Consider the following 18,678-nt stretch of genomic DNA (forward strand, 5'->3'; position numbering starts at 1 on the left):
TATTTATCAGAACTATCTAGGTGTTATTTGCTGTGTAATGATGTGTAACTGGTTACACGTTTTGCCTGTACGGTTAAAATGCAGCATAAAAATTTTTTATGTCAGAATCGGTGACGTTACATAAAAGGCATGATGCGATGCCGAGTAGGAAACATTTCAGAAAAATAGTGAAAGAGAGTCTGCGGAAGAGAAATACAGAACAGGGCGTGTAAGTGCGGAAAGGGACAATGATGTCGTGCTTGCCTGATGCGAAAGAGCAACGTATCGGGCAAGCTGAATGATAAAAGGCGGTTATTTCTTACGGGCTGGGGGGCTGACAGAATGGCGGCGTACCAGCGTCGGGCTAAACATGTTCGTGGTTTCACTGAGCTGTTTGCCGTGGGATAACGCGATGGCTAATTCTGCCGCCTGAATTGCCATGGCGGAAACTGGATAGTGCACGGTCGTCAGGCGAGGACGAAGGTAGCGGGCGATCAATACGTCATCAAACCCAACTACCGACATATCTTGCGGTACGCTGATGCTGTTATCGCTCAGGACAGAAAGGGCACCTGCGGCCATGGAATCGTTGTAACACACCACCGCCGTCATGTTGCCGCCCCGACTCAGCAATTCCATCATGGCGGATTCACCGCCCACTTCGTCCGGTGAGGCGCGGGCAATGAGGCGTTCATCCCGTGCGATGCCGTGCTCTTGCAGCGCATCCACATAGCCTTGCAGGCGGTCGGCGGAGTCAGAAATTTGGTGATTAGAACAGAGAAAGCCGATTCGCTGATGCCCTTCCTGAATTAAATGGCGCGTTGCCAGCCAGGAGCCATAGCGATCGTCGAGTGCAACGCAGCGGTTTTCATAACCGGGTAACGTACGGTTGATGAGCACCATGTCAGGAATGTGGCTCATTAGCGCCGCCAGTTCCTCATCTGAAAGCATTTTTGCATGCACGATCAGCCCCGCGCAGCGGTGGCGAATTAGCTGCTCAATGGCTTTCTTTTCCTGCTCGGCATTGTGATAGCCGTTACCAATGAGCAAAAAGTTGCCGGTTGCCTGGGCAATTTGTTCGACAGATTTCACCATTGTCCCGAAAAAGGGATCGGACACATCCGCGACAACCAGCCCCATGGTCTCCGCACTTTGGTGCGCGAGCGCTCTGGCATTGGCGTTCGGATGATATTGCAGCTCCGCCATGGCCTTGTGTACGGCTTCCCTTGAGGCGGTACTGGCTTTGGGTGAGTTATTAATCACGCGCGAAACCGTAGCGACTGATACACCTGATAGACGAGCAACATCCTTTATTGTGGCCATTGGCATTCCTGAGCGGTCAAATGCGTGGTGAGGCGGAACGCAGCCCAACTCGCAAGTTAAAAGAAAAAATCGATTACTTATATTTATAAATGTACAGGTTTTTGGGGGATGTTACCTATCCGACCACCTTGCCTTTTTGATCCAGACCGTACTTATGTGATCGCTATCAACAATCATCGGTCATTTCTCTCTTCCAAAATACCATGCTGAGGTTTAAATTTAGGGTAACCGATTACACTTATATGGCAGTTAAACGATAGCTGACTATCGTTATTCAGCATTACTACAGCTGTTTTATCCATGCCATATAGTGAAACTGATTACATTAAGGGGTTTTTCTGGCTGAGTTTACAGACTGACCTGATGCCTCTCCCAGATCTCTGACGGACTGTTAGCGCCATACAATGGGTTGCGGATGGTGCCGCGGTTGTACCGAATTTGTGTTTTGTATTGAGGAATAGCTTATGCAGTTTGAGCCGACTGAACATCCGCATCGCCGTTTTAACCCGCTGAAAGGCGAATGGATTCTTGTTTCTCCGCATCGTGCCAAGCGCCCCTGGCAGGGGCAGCAGGATGAACCCGATCGCGCCACGCCACCGCCTTACGATCCGACCTGCTATCTGTGTGCGGGCAATAAACGCATTACTGGCGATATCAACCCGCACTATCAGGGCACCTTTGTTTTTACGAATGACTTTTCGGCTCTGATGGAGGACACGCCGGATGCACCATCGGGCGACGACGAGCTTTTTCGCGTGCAGCAAGCCCGTGGCGTTAGCCGTGTCATCTGTTTTTCTCCCGATCACAGTAAAAGTCTGCCACAGCTTTCGCTGCCAGCGCTGAAAGCGGTGATCGATACGTGGAGCGATCAGACTGAAGAACTGGGCAAACGGTATCCGTGGGTTCAAGTTTTTGAGAATAAAGGGACGATGATGGGGTGCTCCAATCCCCATCCGCACGGGCAGGTTTGGGCTAACGATTTTCTGCCGAACGAAGTACAGCGTGAGGATGAGCAGCAACGCGATTATTTCTCCCGCCACGGTTCGCCGCTACTGCTGGACTACGCTCGCCGCGAGCAGGCCGACGGATCGCGCATTGTGGTGGAAACGGAGCACTGGCTCGCGGTTGTCCCTTACTGGGCGGCGTGGCCGTTTGAAACGCTGGTTCTGCCCAAGTTCGCTGTGCAGCGATTACCACAGCTCAATGACGTTCAGCGTGACGATCTGGCGCTGATCCTGAAAAAGCTAACCAGCCGTTATGACAACCTGTTCCAGTGTTCCTTCCCCTATTCGATGGGGTGGCATGGTGCGCCGTTTAAGGGCGATGACATCGCACACTGGCAGCTGCATGCCCATTTTTATCCCCCGTTATTACGTTCCGCCAGCGTGCGCAAATTTATGGTCGGCTATGAAATGCTGGCTGAGACACAGCGTGATCTGACGGCAGAGCAGGCCGCTGAACGTTTACGCAGCGTGAGTGATATCCATTTTCGTGAGCAAATTTGAGGTCATTTTATGAGCCGTATTGATTCTCTACGTCAGTTAACCGAGTCTGTTTTTGTCCGATTATTTGGCTATGCGCCGCACGCGGCTATTCAGGCTCCCGGTCGGGTCAACCTGATTGGTGAGCATACCGACTATAACGATGGCTTTGTCTTGCCTTGTGCTATTGATTACCAGACGGTAGTCAGCGCGGCAGTACGTCAGGATGGCATTGTGCGGGTGGTCGCGGTGGACTTTGACAACCAGCGGGATGAATTCGATCTTGCCAAAGCGATCGTGCCTCACCCGGACTACACCTGGGCGAACTATATCCGTGGAACGGTGAAGTTTTTGCAGGCGCGTGGCCTGCCGCTTACCGGCATGGATATGGTGGTCTCCGGTAATGTGCCTTCTGGTGCAGGGCTAAGTTCTTCGGCCTCGCTGGAAGTGGCGATAGGGCAGACGTTCAAAGAGTTGAATAATCTGGATATCAGCCAGTTGGATGTGGCGTTGAACGGCCAGCAGGCGGAAAACGATTTTGTCGGCTGTAGCTGCGGCATTATGGATCAGTTTATTTCCGCTCAAGGGCGTGTTGGTCAGGCGCTGTTGATCGACTGCCGTTCTCTGGAAGGGCGCGCTGTGCGTATGCTCGACGGCGTTGACGTCCTGATCGTGAATTCTAACGTGCGCCGTGGGCTGGTGGACAGCGAATACAACACGCGACGCCAGCAGTGTGAAGCGGCGGCGCGTCACTTTAACGTCAAGGCGCTGCGTGATGTTTCACTGGCACAGTTTGAAGCGGGAATCGAGGGGCTGGATCCAGTAGCGGTACGCCGTGCGCGACACGTTATTACCGAGAACCGCCGTACGCTGGAAGCGGCTGATGCGCTGGCGCGTCAGGATGCACACCGTTTGTTTACGCTGATGGCAGAATCGCATGTCTCCATGCGTGACGATTTTGAAATTACCGTGCCGCCAATCGATGCGCTGGTGGATCTGATTCAGGAGTATGTCGGTGAGCGGGGCGGTGTGCGTATGACCGGCGGCGGTTTCGGTGGCTGTATTGTCGCCCTTATCCCCTCGGCGCTGACGGATGAAGTCAAACAGGTGATTGAACGGGAATATCCGGCGCGCACCGGCCTTCAGCCGTCCATCTATCTGTGTCAGGCATCCGGCGGCGCGGGTCGCGTAAGTTAAGTCCAGATTGAGAAAGGTGAGCGAAAAGGGCTTTGATTAAAGCCCTTTTTACATTTCATGTGTTTTACATGGCATATGTTTAAGGCAGCAGGAACAGCGTTGCCAACCCGAGGAAGATAAAGAAACCGCCAGTATCGGTAATGGCCGTAATCATTACGCTGGAGCCGACGGCCGGATCGCGGCCGAGTTTCATCATGATCAGTGGGATAGCGACGCCCATCAGCGCGGCGAGCAGCAAGTTCAACAGAATCGCCAGCATCATCACGCCCCCCATCGCGGCGCTGCCATAGAGCAGGAAGGTCACCACACCCATAATCGTGCCCCATATCACCCCGTTTACCAGCGCAACGCCTAATTCTTTAAGCAGCAGGTATGATTTTTTGCCGTGTTCCAGCTGATGCAACGCCAGTGCACGCACGATCATGGTGATCGTCTGGTTACCCGTATTCCCGCCAATTCCGGCGACAATCGGCATGAGTGTCGCCAGCGCTACCAAATGGGATAACGTGTGCTCAAACAGGCCGATAACCCGCGAGGCGATGAGCGCCGTACACAGATTGATGGCCAGCCATGCCCAGCGATTGCGGAATGATTTATACACGGGCGCGTAGACGTCTTCAGAAGGCGTTAACCCCCCTGAACGCCGCAGGCTGCTGTCGCTTTCTCGGTTCACGACGTCGAGGATATCCTCAATCGTCAGACGTCCCATGAGTTTCCCTTTGCTATCGACCACGGCGCTGGAAATTAAATCGTAACGCTCAAAAGCCCCTGCGGCTTCTTCGACTTTATCTTCGGGCTGGAACCTCAACGGCTGATCGTCCATAACGTCATTAACCAGAGCCTGAGGCGAGTGGAGCAGAATGCTGGCCAGCGACAGCTCGCCGATCAGCGTATTTTTGCGATCGGTAACGAACAGTTTGTCGGTGGAATTGGGGATGGTTTTACGGTAGCGCAGATAGCGCTGTACGGTCGCGAGTGTGACATCGGCGCGCACGGTGATGAGCTTGAAATCCATCATGTGGCCGAGGCAGTCTTCATCATAATTGATGGCGGCACGTAGCTGCGCGCGCTGCTTCGGCTCAAGCGAGGTCAGTATTCTGCCCAGCAGGTGGCGGGGGACGAGGCGAGACAGCTGAGCCTGCTCATCAACATCCAGAATCCTAACCGCTCTCAGGATTTCCTTGTCCTGCATGTCGCCGATCAGATCGTCAGAAATGCTGTCAGAGGCCTCAATCAACACGCGGCCGCGCTTCTCTACAGGAATAAGCCGCCAGAGCGCCAGTCGTTCATCCTGTGGTAAAGATTCCAGCATGTCGGCAAGGTCAGCGGCATGCAGCCCGATGATAAGCTCGCTGATTTCTGCGGTTTGATCGAGCAGGATGCTTTTTTCACGCAGTCTGATTTTGTTATTTAATGCAGCGCTGTCGCCCAACGTGGCGTCATCGCGTTCCGTAACGCGCGGTTGCCGGTTGATAATGTCTTCAACCAGTTCTTTGTTTTCCAACAGTAGAAGGGAGATGCGGCGACGGAGGTCGGTAAGTTTTTTTACACTCGACATAATGTTTTATGCTCGATCTGTTTTTTATCCGTGTTTTATTAAACGTAGCGCAAAATCAGTAGATTAAGAATAGGATTACTGGCGAATCGCAGTCTGAAAGGTGTGCGATAGTGCCCAAATGTGTTTTTGATGCAGCTTTTTATCTAATGAATTATTAAATCGCTTGCTATTTAGTTTTTGGCGATATATAGTCAATTCCAGAAACGTAACCGATACCGATGGCAGAGACGATGAACGACAACGCTTACAAACTGGATGGACAACTGTGCTTCGCACTGTATTCAGCCAATCTGGCGATGAATAAACTGTATCGTCGTTTGCTGTCTGAGCTGAATCTGACCTATCCCCAATATCTGGTCATGCTGGTGTTGTGGGAGCGCGATGGTTTGACGGTGTCTGAACTGGGCGAGCGTCTGTATCTCGATTCCGCCACGCTAACGCCGTTGCTCAAGCGGTTACAAAGCGCAGGCTTAGTCGTGCGTAACCGGGGAACAGAAGATGAGCGTCAGGTGCTGGTTGGTTTAACCGAAGCAGGGCGAGCACTTCAGCAACAGGCGAAAGCGATTCCTGAAAGCGTGTTTTGCGCGACGGAATGCCATCTTGACCAGTTACAGACGATCAAAAAAGATTTAGAGACGCTGCGTAAGAATCTGATTGGGCATCTTTGAAAATGCTGGCGGTTGCCTTGTGCATCCGCAGCCCGTCAGACAGCGTTATATTTGTTAAGTAGTCTGTTTTTACGTGGTTTTCTTTATGCAAATAAGTAGTTCGCTATTTAATTTTTCACTATGTAATTAAAGCCTGAGCAGAATCTATATTGCCTTAGGCCATTCCCTAACTATCTGGAGTCACATTATGTCTATTGAAAAAGTATTATACGTTGCCCATGCTCAAGCTACCGGTGGTCGTGATGGTCGTGCGGTGTCTTCCGATAAAGCGGTTGATATTAAATTGACGACCCCACGTGAACTGGGTGGTGCAGGCGGTGAAGGGACGAACCCAGAGCAGCTGTTTGCTGCGGGCTATTCTGCCTGTTTCCTTGGCGCGATGAAGTTTGTCGGTGCGCGTGAGAAAATCGCTGTCCCTGCTGATACCACGGTAAACGGTAGCGTAGGCATCGGTGCTATCCCGACAGGATTTGGTATTGAAGTCGAACTGAAAATTTCCCTGCCTGGCCTGGATCGCGCGGTGGCTGAAGATTTGGTGCAGAAAGCGCATATCGTTTGCCCATACTCCAATGCAACGCGCGGCAACATCGATGTGACCCTGACTATCGTCTAAGTCCGGCTTGAAGTCAGTACATGATTGATCGAGGAACTCGATTGATTGATAAAAACGGTGGCTGCGAAGATTCGCACTGCCGTTTTTTTATGGCGGATATCCTCATCCGTCACCCTTCGGGCCGTTGCTACGCAACGTTGAAAAACGTTCCCGACGTTTTTTTATGACAGACATCTCGTCTGAATAGGTAACGAGTACGGGCGTAAAATAGCGGGCACGAGAAAACTAAGGCAGTAAGCCTGATGAAGAAAAATAGAATATAAGAAAAAAGAGACCGGTTGGTTAAGCGCTACTCTTTCTGGTTGACGAGTACGTTGGCAGGAAGCAGTAATTGTTCGGCACACTGCTGCTGTTTGTCTTGGTGATGACCAAACGCGGTGATGGTGGAGTAAGCAAAGCGACCTAAAAGAATAATAAAGCTGATGAGTAAAACGGCACGGGCGATCCGAGAGCCACTTCGTCGCGGGCGTATCGATAATCGTCGTTTATGGGTAAGCGTGGACATTACCGGTTAATCCTCTGTGAAAGCGAACATTCGCTGTTGTTTATTTAGGCACAAGCGGTAGGCGAGGTCAATCTGCTGATGTGAAAAATATGATGACCGATTTCGGTTTTCGCACGTTCGGTATAAGCATAAAGGGAAGCGTGAAGGGGGAAGAATAAGGGGACGGGAAGGGCCACCAAAAACCCGCTCAAAAATGGATAAGCGGGTTGTGTGGTGCAAGGGATTACGCCGTGGTATTGACGTTACGCCCAATCGCCGGATTTGCTGGCAGAGGTGGTAATGCCTTCAAAATGCCGGAGACGACAGCTTCTTGATTATCAATCGCTTTTTTCACCATAAGCGCACTGGCCTCACTGCTGGTACGCATAGTACTGAGGTCGGTAGCAAATGATGAAATCTGTGATACATCCATTTTACTCTCCTTAACACTGAGTGGATCCATATCCGGCATGAAAGGAAGCGTATCTTTCCGCCGAGGTCGCATGATGTTGGTGAAAATTCTCGCCAGCCATCATTTTGGTATCGGCCCTATCCCTGTAAACTTTACGTTAACCGGGCTTCACCGGCCAGCACAGTTGCACAATTTTTCGCCACGGTACTGTTCGGCGTAGGCTCGGGTTTCCACGTAACGTTTTCACCAATCAGGTTTTCTCTTCCTCAATCATCAGCTTCCAGCCGGTGACGTCCTGCCAGTATTCCTGTTCCCGTTCCAAATCCAGCTGTACCAGCGTGTTATTGGTAAAGAAGTCGCGTGGGAACGTCAGCGTCCAGTAGTTGTCATCGGTATGCAGCCGTAGCGATTCCGGCGTTGTCGTTGCCTGACGCTGGTTATTCAACAGCGTGGCAAGGCGCAGGAGCTGCACCATGGGCAAATACTGTTTCTTTTTGAACAGGTTTAACCGCGGCAATTCTTCCAGCTTGATCGCTTTACGGTGCAATCGCACGATCATGGACAGCACAAGCTGCTGTTCCTGATTGAAGCCGGGCAGGTTAGTGTTTTGCAGAATGTAGGCGGAATGACGGTGCATACCGCTATGGTTAATGCCCAATCCAACCTCATGCAGCATGGAAGCCCAGTTCAAGATAGCCTCAAGCTGTGGATGCACCAGATTAGGATTTTGTTCTGCCCATTGTGCATAAAGCTGCTGCGTGGTTTCCCGCACGCGTCGCGCCTGCTCACGGTCAATATTGTAATGGGTCGCCAGACTCTGCGCGGTACGGATGCGAATATCCTGATGGCGGAAACGTCCTTCCATTTCGTACAGCACGCCTTCACGCAGCGCGCCATCGGACAGGCGTAGTTCTTTGATCGCCAGCGCGTCGAAAATACCGCACAGGATAGCCAGACCGGGCACCAGCACCGACTGACGGTCTTCGGACAGGCCCGGCAGGCTCAGCGCTTTGAAGTGCTTAAACTGCAAGATCTGCGTGCGTAGCATTTCCAGTCGTTCGGGAGTAATCAGGCCGTCTTTCTCTCCCATCTCCACCAGAATTTCATGCGTGGCCTTGATCGTTCCAGACGCGCCGAGGGCGAATTTCCACCCGTATATACGGTATTCCCAGGACAGCGTCTCCAGCTTTTGTGCCGCAGCCAGCCGAGCGCGCTTGAAGTTGGCTTCGCTAATTTCACCATTCGGGAAAAACTGCTGTGCGAAGCTGACGCACCCCATTCGACGGCTTTCCACCAGCATCGGCTCGAAATCTTCACCGATGACCAGCTCTGTAGAACCGCCACCGATATCGATGACCAGCTTGCGGCCTTTTTCCGGCTGCGTATGCTCCACGCCCATAAAAATCAGGCGGGCTTCTTCATGGCCGGAAATGATCTCTATCGGATAGGGAATGATATCCGCCGCGCGGCGCAGAAACTCCTGCGCGTTGACCGCCTGACGCAGCGCGTGCGTGCCGACGATAGAAACGTTCATTGCCGGGAAGCCTTGCAGGCGTTCAGCAAACAGCGCCAGGCAGCTCAGACCGCGCTGAATGGCTTCTTCGCTGAGCACATTTTTGCTGTCCAGCCCATCGGCCAGATGGACCCGCTGTTTTAAACGTCCCAATACCTGAAGCGCTCCGTTTACCACGCGTGCGATCACCATGTGAAAACTATTGGAGCCCAGGTCGATAGCCGCGAATTCTTGCGGCTTTATCTCGGTTTTTTCATTGTTCGTTAACGGCATTATTCAGGCTTATCTCCAGGTTGCTCCAACGCCTTGATGTAGTCGTAAATGGCATTTTGCGCGCGTACTTTACGCTTGTTGCCGCGTGAGACATAGCGGTTGCTGGACTCTTTATCAATGACACGGGCTTTCACCGTATCGCTGAACAGAATATCCAGCGTTTCCAGCACGCGGTTTTTCAAAATGGGATCCAGGATTTCCACTGCGACTTCAATGCGATAATCAATGTTGCGTGTCATCCAGTCTGCGGAAGAGAGGTAGACTTTCTTGTCCCCGCCGTTGTTGAAGACATACACCCGATCGTGTTCCAGATAGCGGTCAAGAATACTGATGACCTGAATATTTTCACTGATCCCCGGTAAATTAGGGATAAGTGAACACATGCCACGTACCAGTAGATTGATTTTTACGCCCGCAGAGGAAGCCTGATACAGCTTTTCTGCCAGCCCTTTATCCACCAGATTATTTACCTTAAGCGTAATGCCTGCATCACGATTCGCCAGCGCATTTTCGATCTCGGTATCGATCAATTGGTAGAGCTTGTCGCGGGAGTTTTGCGGTGACACCAGCAGGTGCTCGAAGCTGACCGGACGGTAGGGGTTTTCAATGAAGTTGAAGACGCGGCGGACTTCGTTGGTAATGCGTTCGTCGGCAGTCAGCAGCGAATAGTCGGTATACAGACGGGCGGTTTTTTCGTTGAAGTTACCGGTGCCGATGTGCGCGTAACGCACGATGTTTTCCCCTTCGCGGCGGGAAATCAGGAACAGCTTGGCGTGAATCTTCAGCCCTGGCACCGAGAAAATAACGTGTACACCAGCTTCCGTCAGGCGCTTGGCCCAGTGGATATTCGCCTCTTCGTCGAAGCGCGCCTGTAGCTCGACCACGACCGTCACTTTCTTGCCGTTGTGCGCCGCATGAATCATCGAATTAATGATGCGCGAGTCTTTGGCGACGCGATAAATATTGATTTTGATGGACAGCACGTTAGGGTCGAAAGAGGCTTGTCGCAGCAGTTCCAATACGTGCTCGAAGGTGTGATACGGGTAATAGAGCAGCACATCGCGCTCACGGATCGCATCAAACCCATTGCGGAACTGGTTAAAACCAGTGTGCCGCAGACGGGGCAACGGTTTGTTGACCAGATTGGCGCGTCCGACGTTCGGGAAAGAAATAAAGTCTTTGAAATTATGGTAACGCCCGCCGGGTATGACGGAGTCATAGGAAGAGATGCCCAGTTTATCAAGCAGCATGGCGACCATCGCGTCCGGCATGTCGCGCTGATAAACGAATCGTACCGGTTCGGCGGTCAGGCGCTGCTTCAGGCTGGAAGACATCAGCTCCAGCAGACTGGATTCCATTTCCGTCACCAGATCGTATTCTGCATCGCGCGTCATCTTCATGGAATACGCGTTCAGCGCATCATAATCAAAGAAGCCCTTGAAGATATCATCCAGACAGTAACGCAGAATGTTATCGATTAGAATCATGGTCTTACGACGGCGCGGCGCTTCCGCTGGCAGGTTGACGAAGCGTGGTATTTTATCCGAAGGAATTTCCAGCAGAGCATAATTGATCTCATCGCCACGAATAATCTCGACGGCAAGGTAGGTATAGTTATCCTTCAGGAACTCCACCAGATCGGTTTCGTCAAAGATCAGTATTGGCGTGATATGCGGGCGCAGATATTGCCGGAAATAATCTCTCAGCCACTCTTGCTGATTCGGGGAAACCTGACGTTCGTTGACCAGAAAAATCTGGTTACGCGCCATCTCCAGCAGCAGTTCGTTGTACAGGCTATCGAAGATTTGATCGGTTTTGAGAACACGCGCCTGAATTTTGCCTAACAGGTGTCGCAGATTGCCGTCCAGACCTTGTTCTTCATTAATCAGAATGCGTCTTTTCAAATCGGCAAAACGGACTTTATAAAATTCATCAAGGTTGCTGGAGTAAATGCCCAGAAAGCGCATGCGTTCGATTAACGGATTGCTTTTATCTGCTGCTTCCTGAAGTACTCGTTCATTAAAGGATAACCAACTTAATTCTTTCTCTATGTAGAGTTTGTCCTGACCCATTGTCACTCCGCTCAACTCATGTACTGAAGGTTCATCCAATATTCATACCCTTCCGTTGTGGAGATAGGGTACAACAACATTATGGCGTGTTGATGACGATAAAATCTAATTCATAGACAGACTTACCATTGTCATATTATGGGCGTAAAGGCAACATATGCTACCCGCAATACGTTAGCAACACGACTCTGGCGGCTTCACTCTGACGGCGAGAATAATGGTAAACACAGGCAACACATCACAGTATCGGGATCGTCGGCGAGCGTGGATCGATCGCTTGGTTCACCGCATTGTTGCGGGCAGTGGGCTGCTGGTGCTGGCTATGCTGTTGTTAATTTTCTTCTATCTCCTGTATGTGGTGACGCCACTGTTCCTTTCGCCCACCGTTAATGGCCAAAAAACGGTGCCACGCCACGGTGCAGAACCGTCGCTGGCGCTGGGGCTTAGCGACAACGGGCAAATCGGGTTTCGCATTGACAGTCAGGGCTATGGCGAGTTTATTCCGTTTGCGGAAAATCAGCCCATGTCGCGTATTCAACTGGTTCCCGCGCTGAGCTTACTGGCGCAGAGTCAGGGTGAGCGACAGGTTTATGCCCTGAGTCAGCCTGATGGCCGTTTGGTTTTCGTGCAGCCTATATTGTCACGTATGTTATCGCGTACGGAAAACCGTTCCCCTGTCTGGGATTATCCGCTGGGTGAGCAGGTCTATTCGCTGGGTTTACCTGCGCAGCCGCTGCGTCATCTGGCCGTGGCGGCAGTAGGTGAAAAGCAGGTTGTTGTGGCGGCGATCGGGCAGGAAAATGCGTTGATCATCGCTGATATTGATCAAAGCGGTGTGCGGCAACGGGCACAGATTACGCTTCCGGCGGGTACGATTAATCAACTGCTGCTGACGCCAGACGGGCAGCAGGTGTATTTGCTCAGCGGTAAGACATTAACGCTATGGCAGGTGGGGGCGAACGCGCTGACGCTGCGGGAAGAGCGCCAGTTGCAGCTGGCGGAACCGCTGCATCTGGCGCTGTTGTCCGGTGGACGATCGCTGCTGGTGCAGGCTGCTGACGGGCGGATTAGTCAATGGTTTGACGTTCCGGGCGAAAAGGGCGCGACGCTGACAGAGACTCGTCAGTTTCCGCACGTTACGGGCGAGTCGGTGTTGTTGGCAACGGAAATGCAGCGGCGCGTCTTTGCCACATTGAGCGCACAGGGTGAGCTGTCGCTGTTTGCCAGCAAGCAGTCGCATGCGTTGCTGACGCAGACACTAGCGGCTCATGCACAAAAGCTGGCGTTTTCGCCGCGCGGTTCAGCTTTGCTGGTTGAAACGGCACAGGGCTGGCATCGCTATCAGGTTGATAACCCGTATCCTGATATTGGCTGGCGCGGGCTGTGGCAAAAGTTGTGGTACGAGAACTATCCGGAGCCTGCCTATATCTGGCAATCCACGTCTGCGGACGACAGCTATCAGGCCAAATTCAGCATGATGCCACTGATGCTGGGCACGATGAAGGCCGCGATTTACGCCATGCTGTTTGCCACGCCGCTGGCGCTGTCCGCTGCGATTTATACCGCCTGCTTTATGTCGCCAACGCTGCGACGCTGGATTAAACCCACGCTGGAAATCATGGGTGCGCTGCCGACGGTGGTTGTCGGTTTGATTGCGGCTATCTGGCTGGCTCCGCATTTTGCGACCTATCTGTCCGCGATTTTGGTCATGCCGATTTTATGGATGCTGGCCGTGCTCGGCTGCGGCTGGCTGATTGAATGCCTGCCGACGCGCTGGCGCGCCCGTTTCCCTGCGGGCTGGGACGTGCTATTCCTCATTCCCACGATCTTGCTGACATTTGTGGTCGGCTGTTGGCTTGCGCCGCGAATGGAGATTTGGGTACTGGGGCAACCGCTGTACCAGTGGCTGGGTGATGATTTTGTGCAACGCAATACGCTGGTGGCGGGTGTTGCTCTTGGCTTCGCGCTGATCCCGCTGATTTTTTCGCTAGCGGAGGATGCTTTGTTCAGCGTACCGGCTCGTTTAAGTCAGGGATCGCTGGCGCTGGGGGCGACGGCGTGGCAAACCCTGTGGCGCGTCGTGCTGCCGTCTGCCAGTGCCGGGATTTTCGCTGCGCTGATGCTGAGTTTTGGCCGCGCCGTGGGGGAAACCATGATTGTGCTCATGGCGACGGGCAACACACCGATTATGGATGAAGGTCTGCTCCAGGGGCTGCGTTCGCTGGCGGCAAATATCGCTATTGAAATGCCGGAAGCGGTGACGAACAGCGGCCACTATCGGGTGCTGTTCTTAACGGCATTAACGCTGTTTGTTTTCACGTTCATCGTGAATACGCTGGCTGAAACTATCCGGCAGCGCTTACGCCAACGCTACCGTGATGAAGGAGAAAACGCGTGAAGCGCTGGTTCCGTTCGGGAAGGCCCTGGGTGTGGCTGACCGCATCGTCAATTTCCATTAGCCTGCTGGCGATGTTGGCAATTATCGTACTGCTGGCCGGGCAGGGCATGCGCTACCTGTGGCCACAGCCCGTCTGGCTGCTGACGTTACAGCCGGAACAGGGTACGCAACGTGCGCTGATAGGGGAAATTTATGCCGAGCAGACGCTGTCGCGCCAACAACTGGAACAGGCTGGTTTGTCTTCTTCGCCTGAGGACGCTGAAACACGCTATTTGATCAAAATTGGCCAGCGCGAAATTCATGGGCAGAGCTTTCGCACGCTGCTGTCACGCGACATTGTCCGCTTTGATAAACCCGCCGACATTCTGGTGTTGAAGCGGACGAACAATGGCACTGCCTATGGTTATCTGGCTGGCATGCTGGAGGGCGAGCAGCCGCTGGTGGCAACGGATCTCCCCGCCACCTTAGAGCATCGCGTTGAGCAGGTGCAGGGATTGCTTGCGAAGACGCAGGCCATCCGTATGGGGGAGATGGCGAAGATCAACCAGCAGTTTGAGACGCTGCGGCTGGAAGAGAAAAAGCGGCAGCAGGCCAAGACGCTGGATAATCAGGCGTTAGCCCGCCTTCAGGCTGAACGTATCGAACTGCAACGCCGCTTTGATGAGCTGTCGCGCCAGCTAACCTCACTCAATCTGGACATTAATCGCGATACTGTGCAATTGCGGGACGCGAACGGCAGCATCCATCTTATTCCGCTCAGGGACATTGAACAGGCCTGGTACCCTAACGCGATGAGCCTGTGGGAAAAAGCCAGCCACTGGGGCGCTCAGGCGAAATACATGCTGGTGCACTATTCGCCGGACAGCAACAGCGCGGGCCACCTTTTCCCTGCCATTTTTGGCACCGTGCTGATGGTGGTGCTGATGTCCATCGTGGTGATGCCGTTGGGGGTGATCGCCGCGGTTTATCTGCATGAATACGCGGGGAAAAATAGCTTAACGCGCTGGGTGCGGATTGCCGTGGTCAATCTGGCTGGGGTCCCTTCCATTGTGTACGGCGTGTTCGGGTTAGGCTTTTTTGTTTATCTCATCGGTGGCACGTTGGATCAGCTGTTCTATTCCGAGGCGCTGCCGAATCCGACGTTTGGTACGCCGGGGCTGCTGTGGGCGTCGTTGACGCTGGCTCTGCTGACGCTGCCGGTGGTGATTGTGGCGACGGAAGAAGGGCTGTCGCGCATTCCGATGTCTGTGCGCCATGGTTCACTGGCGTTAGGGGCCACCAAAGCCGAAACGCTGTGGCACGTCGTGCTGCCGATGGCGGTTCCTGCGATGATGACGGGCTTGATCCTCGCCGTGGCACGTGCCGCAGGGGAAACCGCGCCGCTGATGTTGGTCGGCGTGGTGAAGTCGGTGCCGGTGTTACCGATTGATGACATTTTCCCTTATTTGCATCTTGAGCGAAAATTTATGCATCTGGGATTCCAAATCTACGATCTGGCGTTCCAAAGCCCGGACGTCGAAGCGGCAAGGCCGCTGGTGTACATCACCGCACTGCTGCTGGTGTTGATTGTTGTTGGGTTGAACCTTGCAGCGATTGGGATTCGCCATGTTCTGCGTGAGAAATATCGTTCGTTATCACTCTGAAAGTAGGATGAAGTTATGGGATTTATGACACAAAAGGAGATGGCACCGCTGCCTGATGTTCATCAACTGAGTGATGAGCAGACGACGTTAACCGTGGAACATCTGAATCTTTACTATGGCGACAAGCAGGCACTGAACGATATTTCGATTCGCATTCCGAAGAATCAGGTGACGGCGCTGATTGGGCCGTCGGGCTGTGGTAAATCCACGCTGTTACGCTGCTTTAACCGCATGAACGATCTGGTGGATGACTGCCGCACTGAAGGCAATATCTGGCTGAACGGTATGCCTGTCAATGACCCACAGCTGGATGTTGCCACGTTGCGCCGTCGGGTCGGTATGGTTTTTCAACGACCGAATCCGTTTCCCAAGTCGATCTATGAAAATGTGATTTATGGCCTGAGATTGCAGGGGCTACGCGATCGCCGCTTTCTGGATGATGCCGTTGAGCGTGCGCTACGTGCGGCGGCACTGTGGCATGAGGTAAAGGATCGTCTGAGCGATAATGCGCTAACGCTATCCAGCGGGCAACAGCAGCGTTTGGTGATCGCCCGGGCGATCGCCATTGAACCGGAAGTGTTGCTGCTGGACGAACCGACCTCCGCGCTCGATCCCATTTCGACGCTGGTTGTCGAGGAACTGATGGGAACGCTAAAGCAGCATTTCACGCTGGTGCTGGTGACGCACAACATGCAGCAGGCCGCTCGCGTGTCGGATTACACCGCGTTTATCAATCAGGGCAAACTGATCGAATACAACCGTACTGACGATCTGTTTACCTCTCCGACGCAGCGGCGTACGGAGGATTATATTACCGGGCGCTTTGGGTGAAATTTCATCAGACCGCCGCGTTTAAATGACCTAAAAAAATTATGGATACCGTTCATCAATTGTCCGTGCCATTTGAAAAATTGATGATAAAATGCGCGCAAATTTTTTGACTCTGGCAAGTGGCGGGTAAGATGAAATTCAGTACCATGAACGAAGGCGAAATTATTACCGAACTGTGCCGGAGAATAAAAGACTCCAGAATTCAGCAACGTTTATCGCAGGTCGATCTTGCTGAACGGGCAGGGCTGGGAATCGCAACGATCAAGCGTGCGGAAATGGGCGAGTCCATTACGCTCAGCAGCCTGCTCTCCATTCTGCGCGGATTAAATCGTCTGCATCAGATTGAAGGTGTGCTCTTCGATGCCGAAGTGGAATCCTTCCATGCGCAGATCAGCGGTGAGAAAAAACAGACGCCACTGCGTATCAGAAAGAAAGCCGCGACCTTTCCTGCCAAAGCGCTCACCAATCATGAAAATATTAAGAAACCCGCTAACAGCACGGTAGATTGGTATATCGCGGCGGCTGAAAACAACATTGTCTGGTCGCTGCCTGAAAGCGATAAAAAATAAAGGGCTAATGAGGTTGCTGACAAAATCCGTATGGCGGTAGTAACGGATAGATCGTAAAGACGCTGTAAATACATCCCTGTACGCTCGGATTGCGCCATCCATGGCGCAAACGCTTTACTCTTCTATTCCGTTACTCCCGTTCTCGTTCGATAAACAGGTTTGTCAACGGTCTGAAAGGTTATGTATGAACTCCTACACATAAACCCTGATTGTCGGGTTAATTTGCCGAGCATTTAACGCGACAAGGCCAGTTTTATCATTCGCACAGCACGACTTTAATCGCCAAACCGCCGCGAGACGTTTCACGGTACTTGGCGTTCATGTCTTTGCCTGTTTCATACATGGTTTCAATGACCTTATCCAACGATACGCGTGGTTCGCTGGTACGGCGCATTGCCATTCTGGCGGCGTTGATTGCCTTCACTGAGGCGATAGCGTTGCGTTCAATGCATGGCACCTGAACCTGACCCGCTACCGGATCGCACGTCAGCCCCAGATTATGCTCCATGCCGATTTCCGCGGCGATGCACACCTGTTCAGGGTTCGCGCCGAGTAGCTCAGCCAGACCGGCTGCCGCCATCGAACAGGCCACGCCGACTTCTCCCTGACAGCCCACTTCCGCACCGGAAATAGAGGCGTTCATTTTGTAGAGCATGCCGATAGCGCCGGATGCCAGGAAGTAACGCAGGTAAGATTCCGGGGTGACCGGTTGAACGTAACGATCGTAATAAGCCAGCACGGCAGGAATAATGCCGCATGCGCCGTTAGTCGGTGCGGTGACGACGCGTCCGCCAGCCGCATTTTCTTCCGACACGGCCATCGCAAACATGTTCACCCAGTCCATCGCGTCCATCGGGTCGTTAGAAAAACGATCGTTGATGAACAGCAGGCGATGCAGCGCTGATGCCCGACGGGGTACGCGTAATGGGCCGGGTAACACGCCTTCCGTATTCATGCCGCGATGCATGCAGTCCTGCATGGTTTTCCATACGTCGGCAAAATAGTGCTCAAGTGCTTCCCGACCATGCATCGCAATCTCGTTTTTCAGGACGATGGCGGATAAAGACAGGCAGTGATCGTGGCAGTGTTGCAGCAGTTTCTGGGCAGAAAAGAACGGGTAGGGCGCGCTTTCCTCAGCCAGATTGGGTTTGCCGAAGTTTTCCTGATCGACGACGAATCCGCCCCCGATGGAGTAATACGTTTTGCTATAGACCAACTCTTGCTGGTTATAGGCGCGAATGGTCATGCCGTTTTCATGCAGCGGCAGGTTTTCCGGCTGGAAACGCAGGGAGGATTCCAGCGGGAAGCTGACCTCATACTGACCGTTGAGCATCGGCAGACGCTGGGTGTCTTTCACCTGTTGAATAAACGCCGGAATACTATCGATATTTACGCTATCCGGCAGATTACCCGCGAGCCCCATAATGATAGCGATATCGGTATGGTGCCCTTTCCCCGTCAGGGAAAGCGAGCCGTAAATATCAACGACAATACGTGTCACCGATGAGATAAGCGCGCGGTTCACCAGATCGTCGGTGAACATTTTACCCGCTTTCATTGGGCCGACAGTATGAGAACTGGACGGGCCGATGCCGATTTTGAAGATATCAAATACGCTGACCATAGCGATTTCCTTGAAAAAAACGCCGCATACCCGTCATACT

15 protein-coding genes are annotated in these 18,678 nt (G+C 52.8%); 8 read left to right on the top strand and 7 right to left on the bottom strand.

The annotated features are described in order from the left end of the window. Positions 1-291: 291 nt before the first annotated feature. Entirely contained in the window at positions 292-1,302 is a 1,011-nt protein-coding gene (galR, locus tag MYB54_RS06335) for an HTH-type transcriptional regulator GalR (RefSeq protein ID WP_039274381.1), read from the bottom strand. 464 nt (positions 1,303-1,766) lie between these two features. Here galR and galT point away from each other — a divergent pair, with 464 nt between their 5' ends. Then, positions 1,767-2,807 (top strand): galactose-1-phosphate uridylyltransferase, encoded by a 1,041-nt coding sequence (gene galT, locus MYB54_RS06340; protein ID WP_248721686.1) that lies wholly within the window; start codon positions 1,767-1,769, stop codon positions 2,805-2,807. Positions 2,808-2,816: 9 nt separating this feature from the next. Continuing rightward, positions 2,817-3,980 carry a galactokinase gene (galK, locus tag MYB54_RS06345; RefSeq protein WP_248721687.1) on the top strand — a complete coding sequence of 388 codons (1,164 nt, stop codon included), beginning with the start codon at positions 2,817-2,819 and terminating at the stop codon, positions 3,978-3,980. Between the two features lie 79 nt (positions 3,981-4,059). On the opposite strand, the gene mgtE is transcribed toward galK, so the two are convergent. Continuing rightward, entirely contained in the window at positions 4,060-5,538 is a 1,479-nt protein-coding gene (gene mgtE, locus MYB54_RS06350) for a magnesium transporter (protein WP_014916150.1), read from the bottom strand. Between the two features lie 218 nt (positions 5,539-5,756). Between mgtE and MYB54_RS06355 the strand changes: the two genes are divergently transcribed. Both MYB54_RS06355 and MYB54_RS06360 read left to right on the top strand, forming a co-directional pair. After that, positions 5,757-6,206, top strand: a complete 450-nt coding sequence (locus MYB54_RS06355) for a MarR family winged helix-turn-helix transcriptional regulator (protein ID WP_014916149.1) — start codon at positions 5,757-5,759, stop codon at positions 6,204-6,206. Positions 6,207-6,393: 187 nt separating this feature from the next. After that, positions 6,394-6,819, top strand: a complete 426-nt coding sequence (locus MYB54_RS06360) for an organic hydroperoxide resistance protein (protein WP_010285606.1) — start codon at positions 6,394-6,396, stop codon at positions 6,817-6,819. A gap of 289 nt (positions 6,820-7,108) precedes the next feature. Here MYB54_RS06360 and MYB54_RS06365 read toward each other — a convergent pair whose 3' ends face one another. From MYB54_RS06365 to ppk1, 4 genes are all read right to left on the bottom strand, one after another. Continuing rightward, a complete protein-coding gene (locus tag MYB54_RS06365; protein WP_248721688.1) occupies positions 7,109-7,324 on the bottom strand; it encodes a YfgG family protein in 216 nt (71 codons plus the stop codon). Positions 7,325-7,547: 223 nt separating this feature from the next. Continuing rightward, positions 7,548-7,736 carry a YjfB family protein gene (locus MYB54_RS06370; RefSeq protein ID WP_014916146.1) on the bottom strand — a complete coding sequence of 63 codons (189 nt, stop codon included), beginning with the start codon at positions 7,734-7,736 and terminating at the stop codon, positions 7,548-7,550. Positions 7,737-7,965: 229 nt separating this feature from the next. Then, entirely contained in the window at positions 7,966-9,501 is a 1,536-nt protein-coding gene (gene ppx / locus MYB54_RS06375; protein ID WP_119871875.1) for an exopolyphosphatase, read from the bottom strand. Beyond that, a complete protein-coding gene (gene ppk1, locus MYB54_RS06380; protein ID WP_248721689.1) occupies positions 9,501-11,573 on the bottom strand; it encodes a polyphosphate kinase 1 in 2,073 nt (690 codons plus the stop codon). Before ppk1 ends, ppx begins: the two co-directional genes overlap by 1 nt. A 217-nt stretch (positions 11,574-11,790) precedes the next feature. Between ppk1 and MYB54_RS06385 the strand changes: the two genes are divergently transcribed. The 4 genes from MYB54_RS06385 (at position 11,791) to MYB54_RS06400 (ending at position 17,014) form a co-directional block, all read left to right on the top strand. Then, a complete protein-coding gene (locus MYB54_RS06385) occupies positions 11,791-13,971 on the top strand; it encodes an ABC transporter permease subunit (RefSeq protein ID WP_248721690.1) in 2,181 nt (726 codons plus the stop codon). After that, positions 13,968-15,614: a phosphate ABC transporter permease PstA gene (gene pstA, locus MYB54_RS06390; protein WP_205593475.1), complete on the top strand. Its 1,647-nt coding sequence runs from the start codon at positions 13,968-13,970 to the stop codon at positions 15,612-15,614. Before MYB54_RS06385 ends, pstA begins: the two co-directional genes overlap by 4 nt. 15 nt (positions 15,615-15,629) lie before the next feature. Continuing rightward, positions 15,630-16,445, top strand: a complete 816-nt coding sequence (gene pstB, locus MYB54_RS06395) for a phosphate ABC transporter ATP-binding protein PstB (protein ID WP_039284638.1) — start codon at positions 15,630-15,632, stop codon at positions 16,443-16,445. Between the two features lie 131 nt (positions 16,446-16,576). Beyond that, complete coding sequence (locus MYB54_RS06400) at positions 16,577-17,014, top strand: helix-turn-helix domain-containing protein (RefSeq protein WP_014916141.1); 438 nt, start codon at positions 16,577-16,579, stop codon at positions 17,012-17,014. A gap of 256 nt (positions 17,015-17,270) precedes the next feature. Here MYB54_RS06400 and MYB54_RS06405 read toward each other — a convergent pair whose 3' ends face one another. Further along, positions 17,271-18,638 (bottom strand): L-serine ammonia-lyase, encoded by a 1,368-nt coding sequence (locus tag MYB54_RS06405; protein WP_010280332.1) that lies wholly within the window; start codon positions 18,636-18,638, stop codon positions 17,271-17,273. Positions 18,639-18,678 lie beyond the last annotated feature (40 nt).

The organism is Pectobacterium nicotianae (genome assembly GCF_023272715.1).
In the GTDB taxonomy this organism is placed as follows: Bacteria; Pseudomonadota; Gammaproteobacteria; order Enterobacterales; family Enterobacteriaceae; genus Pectobacterium; species Pectobacterium brasiliense.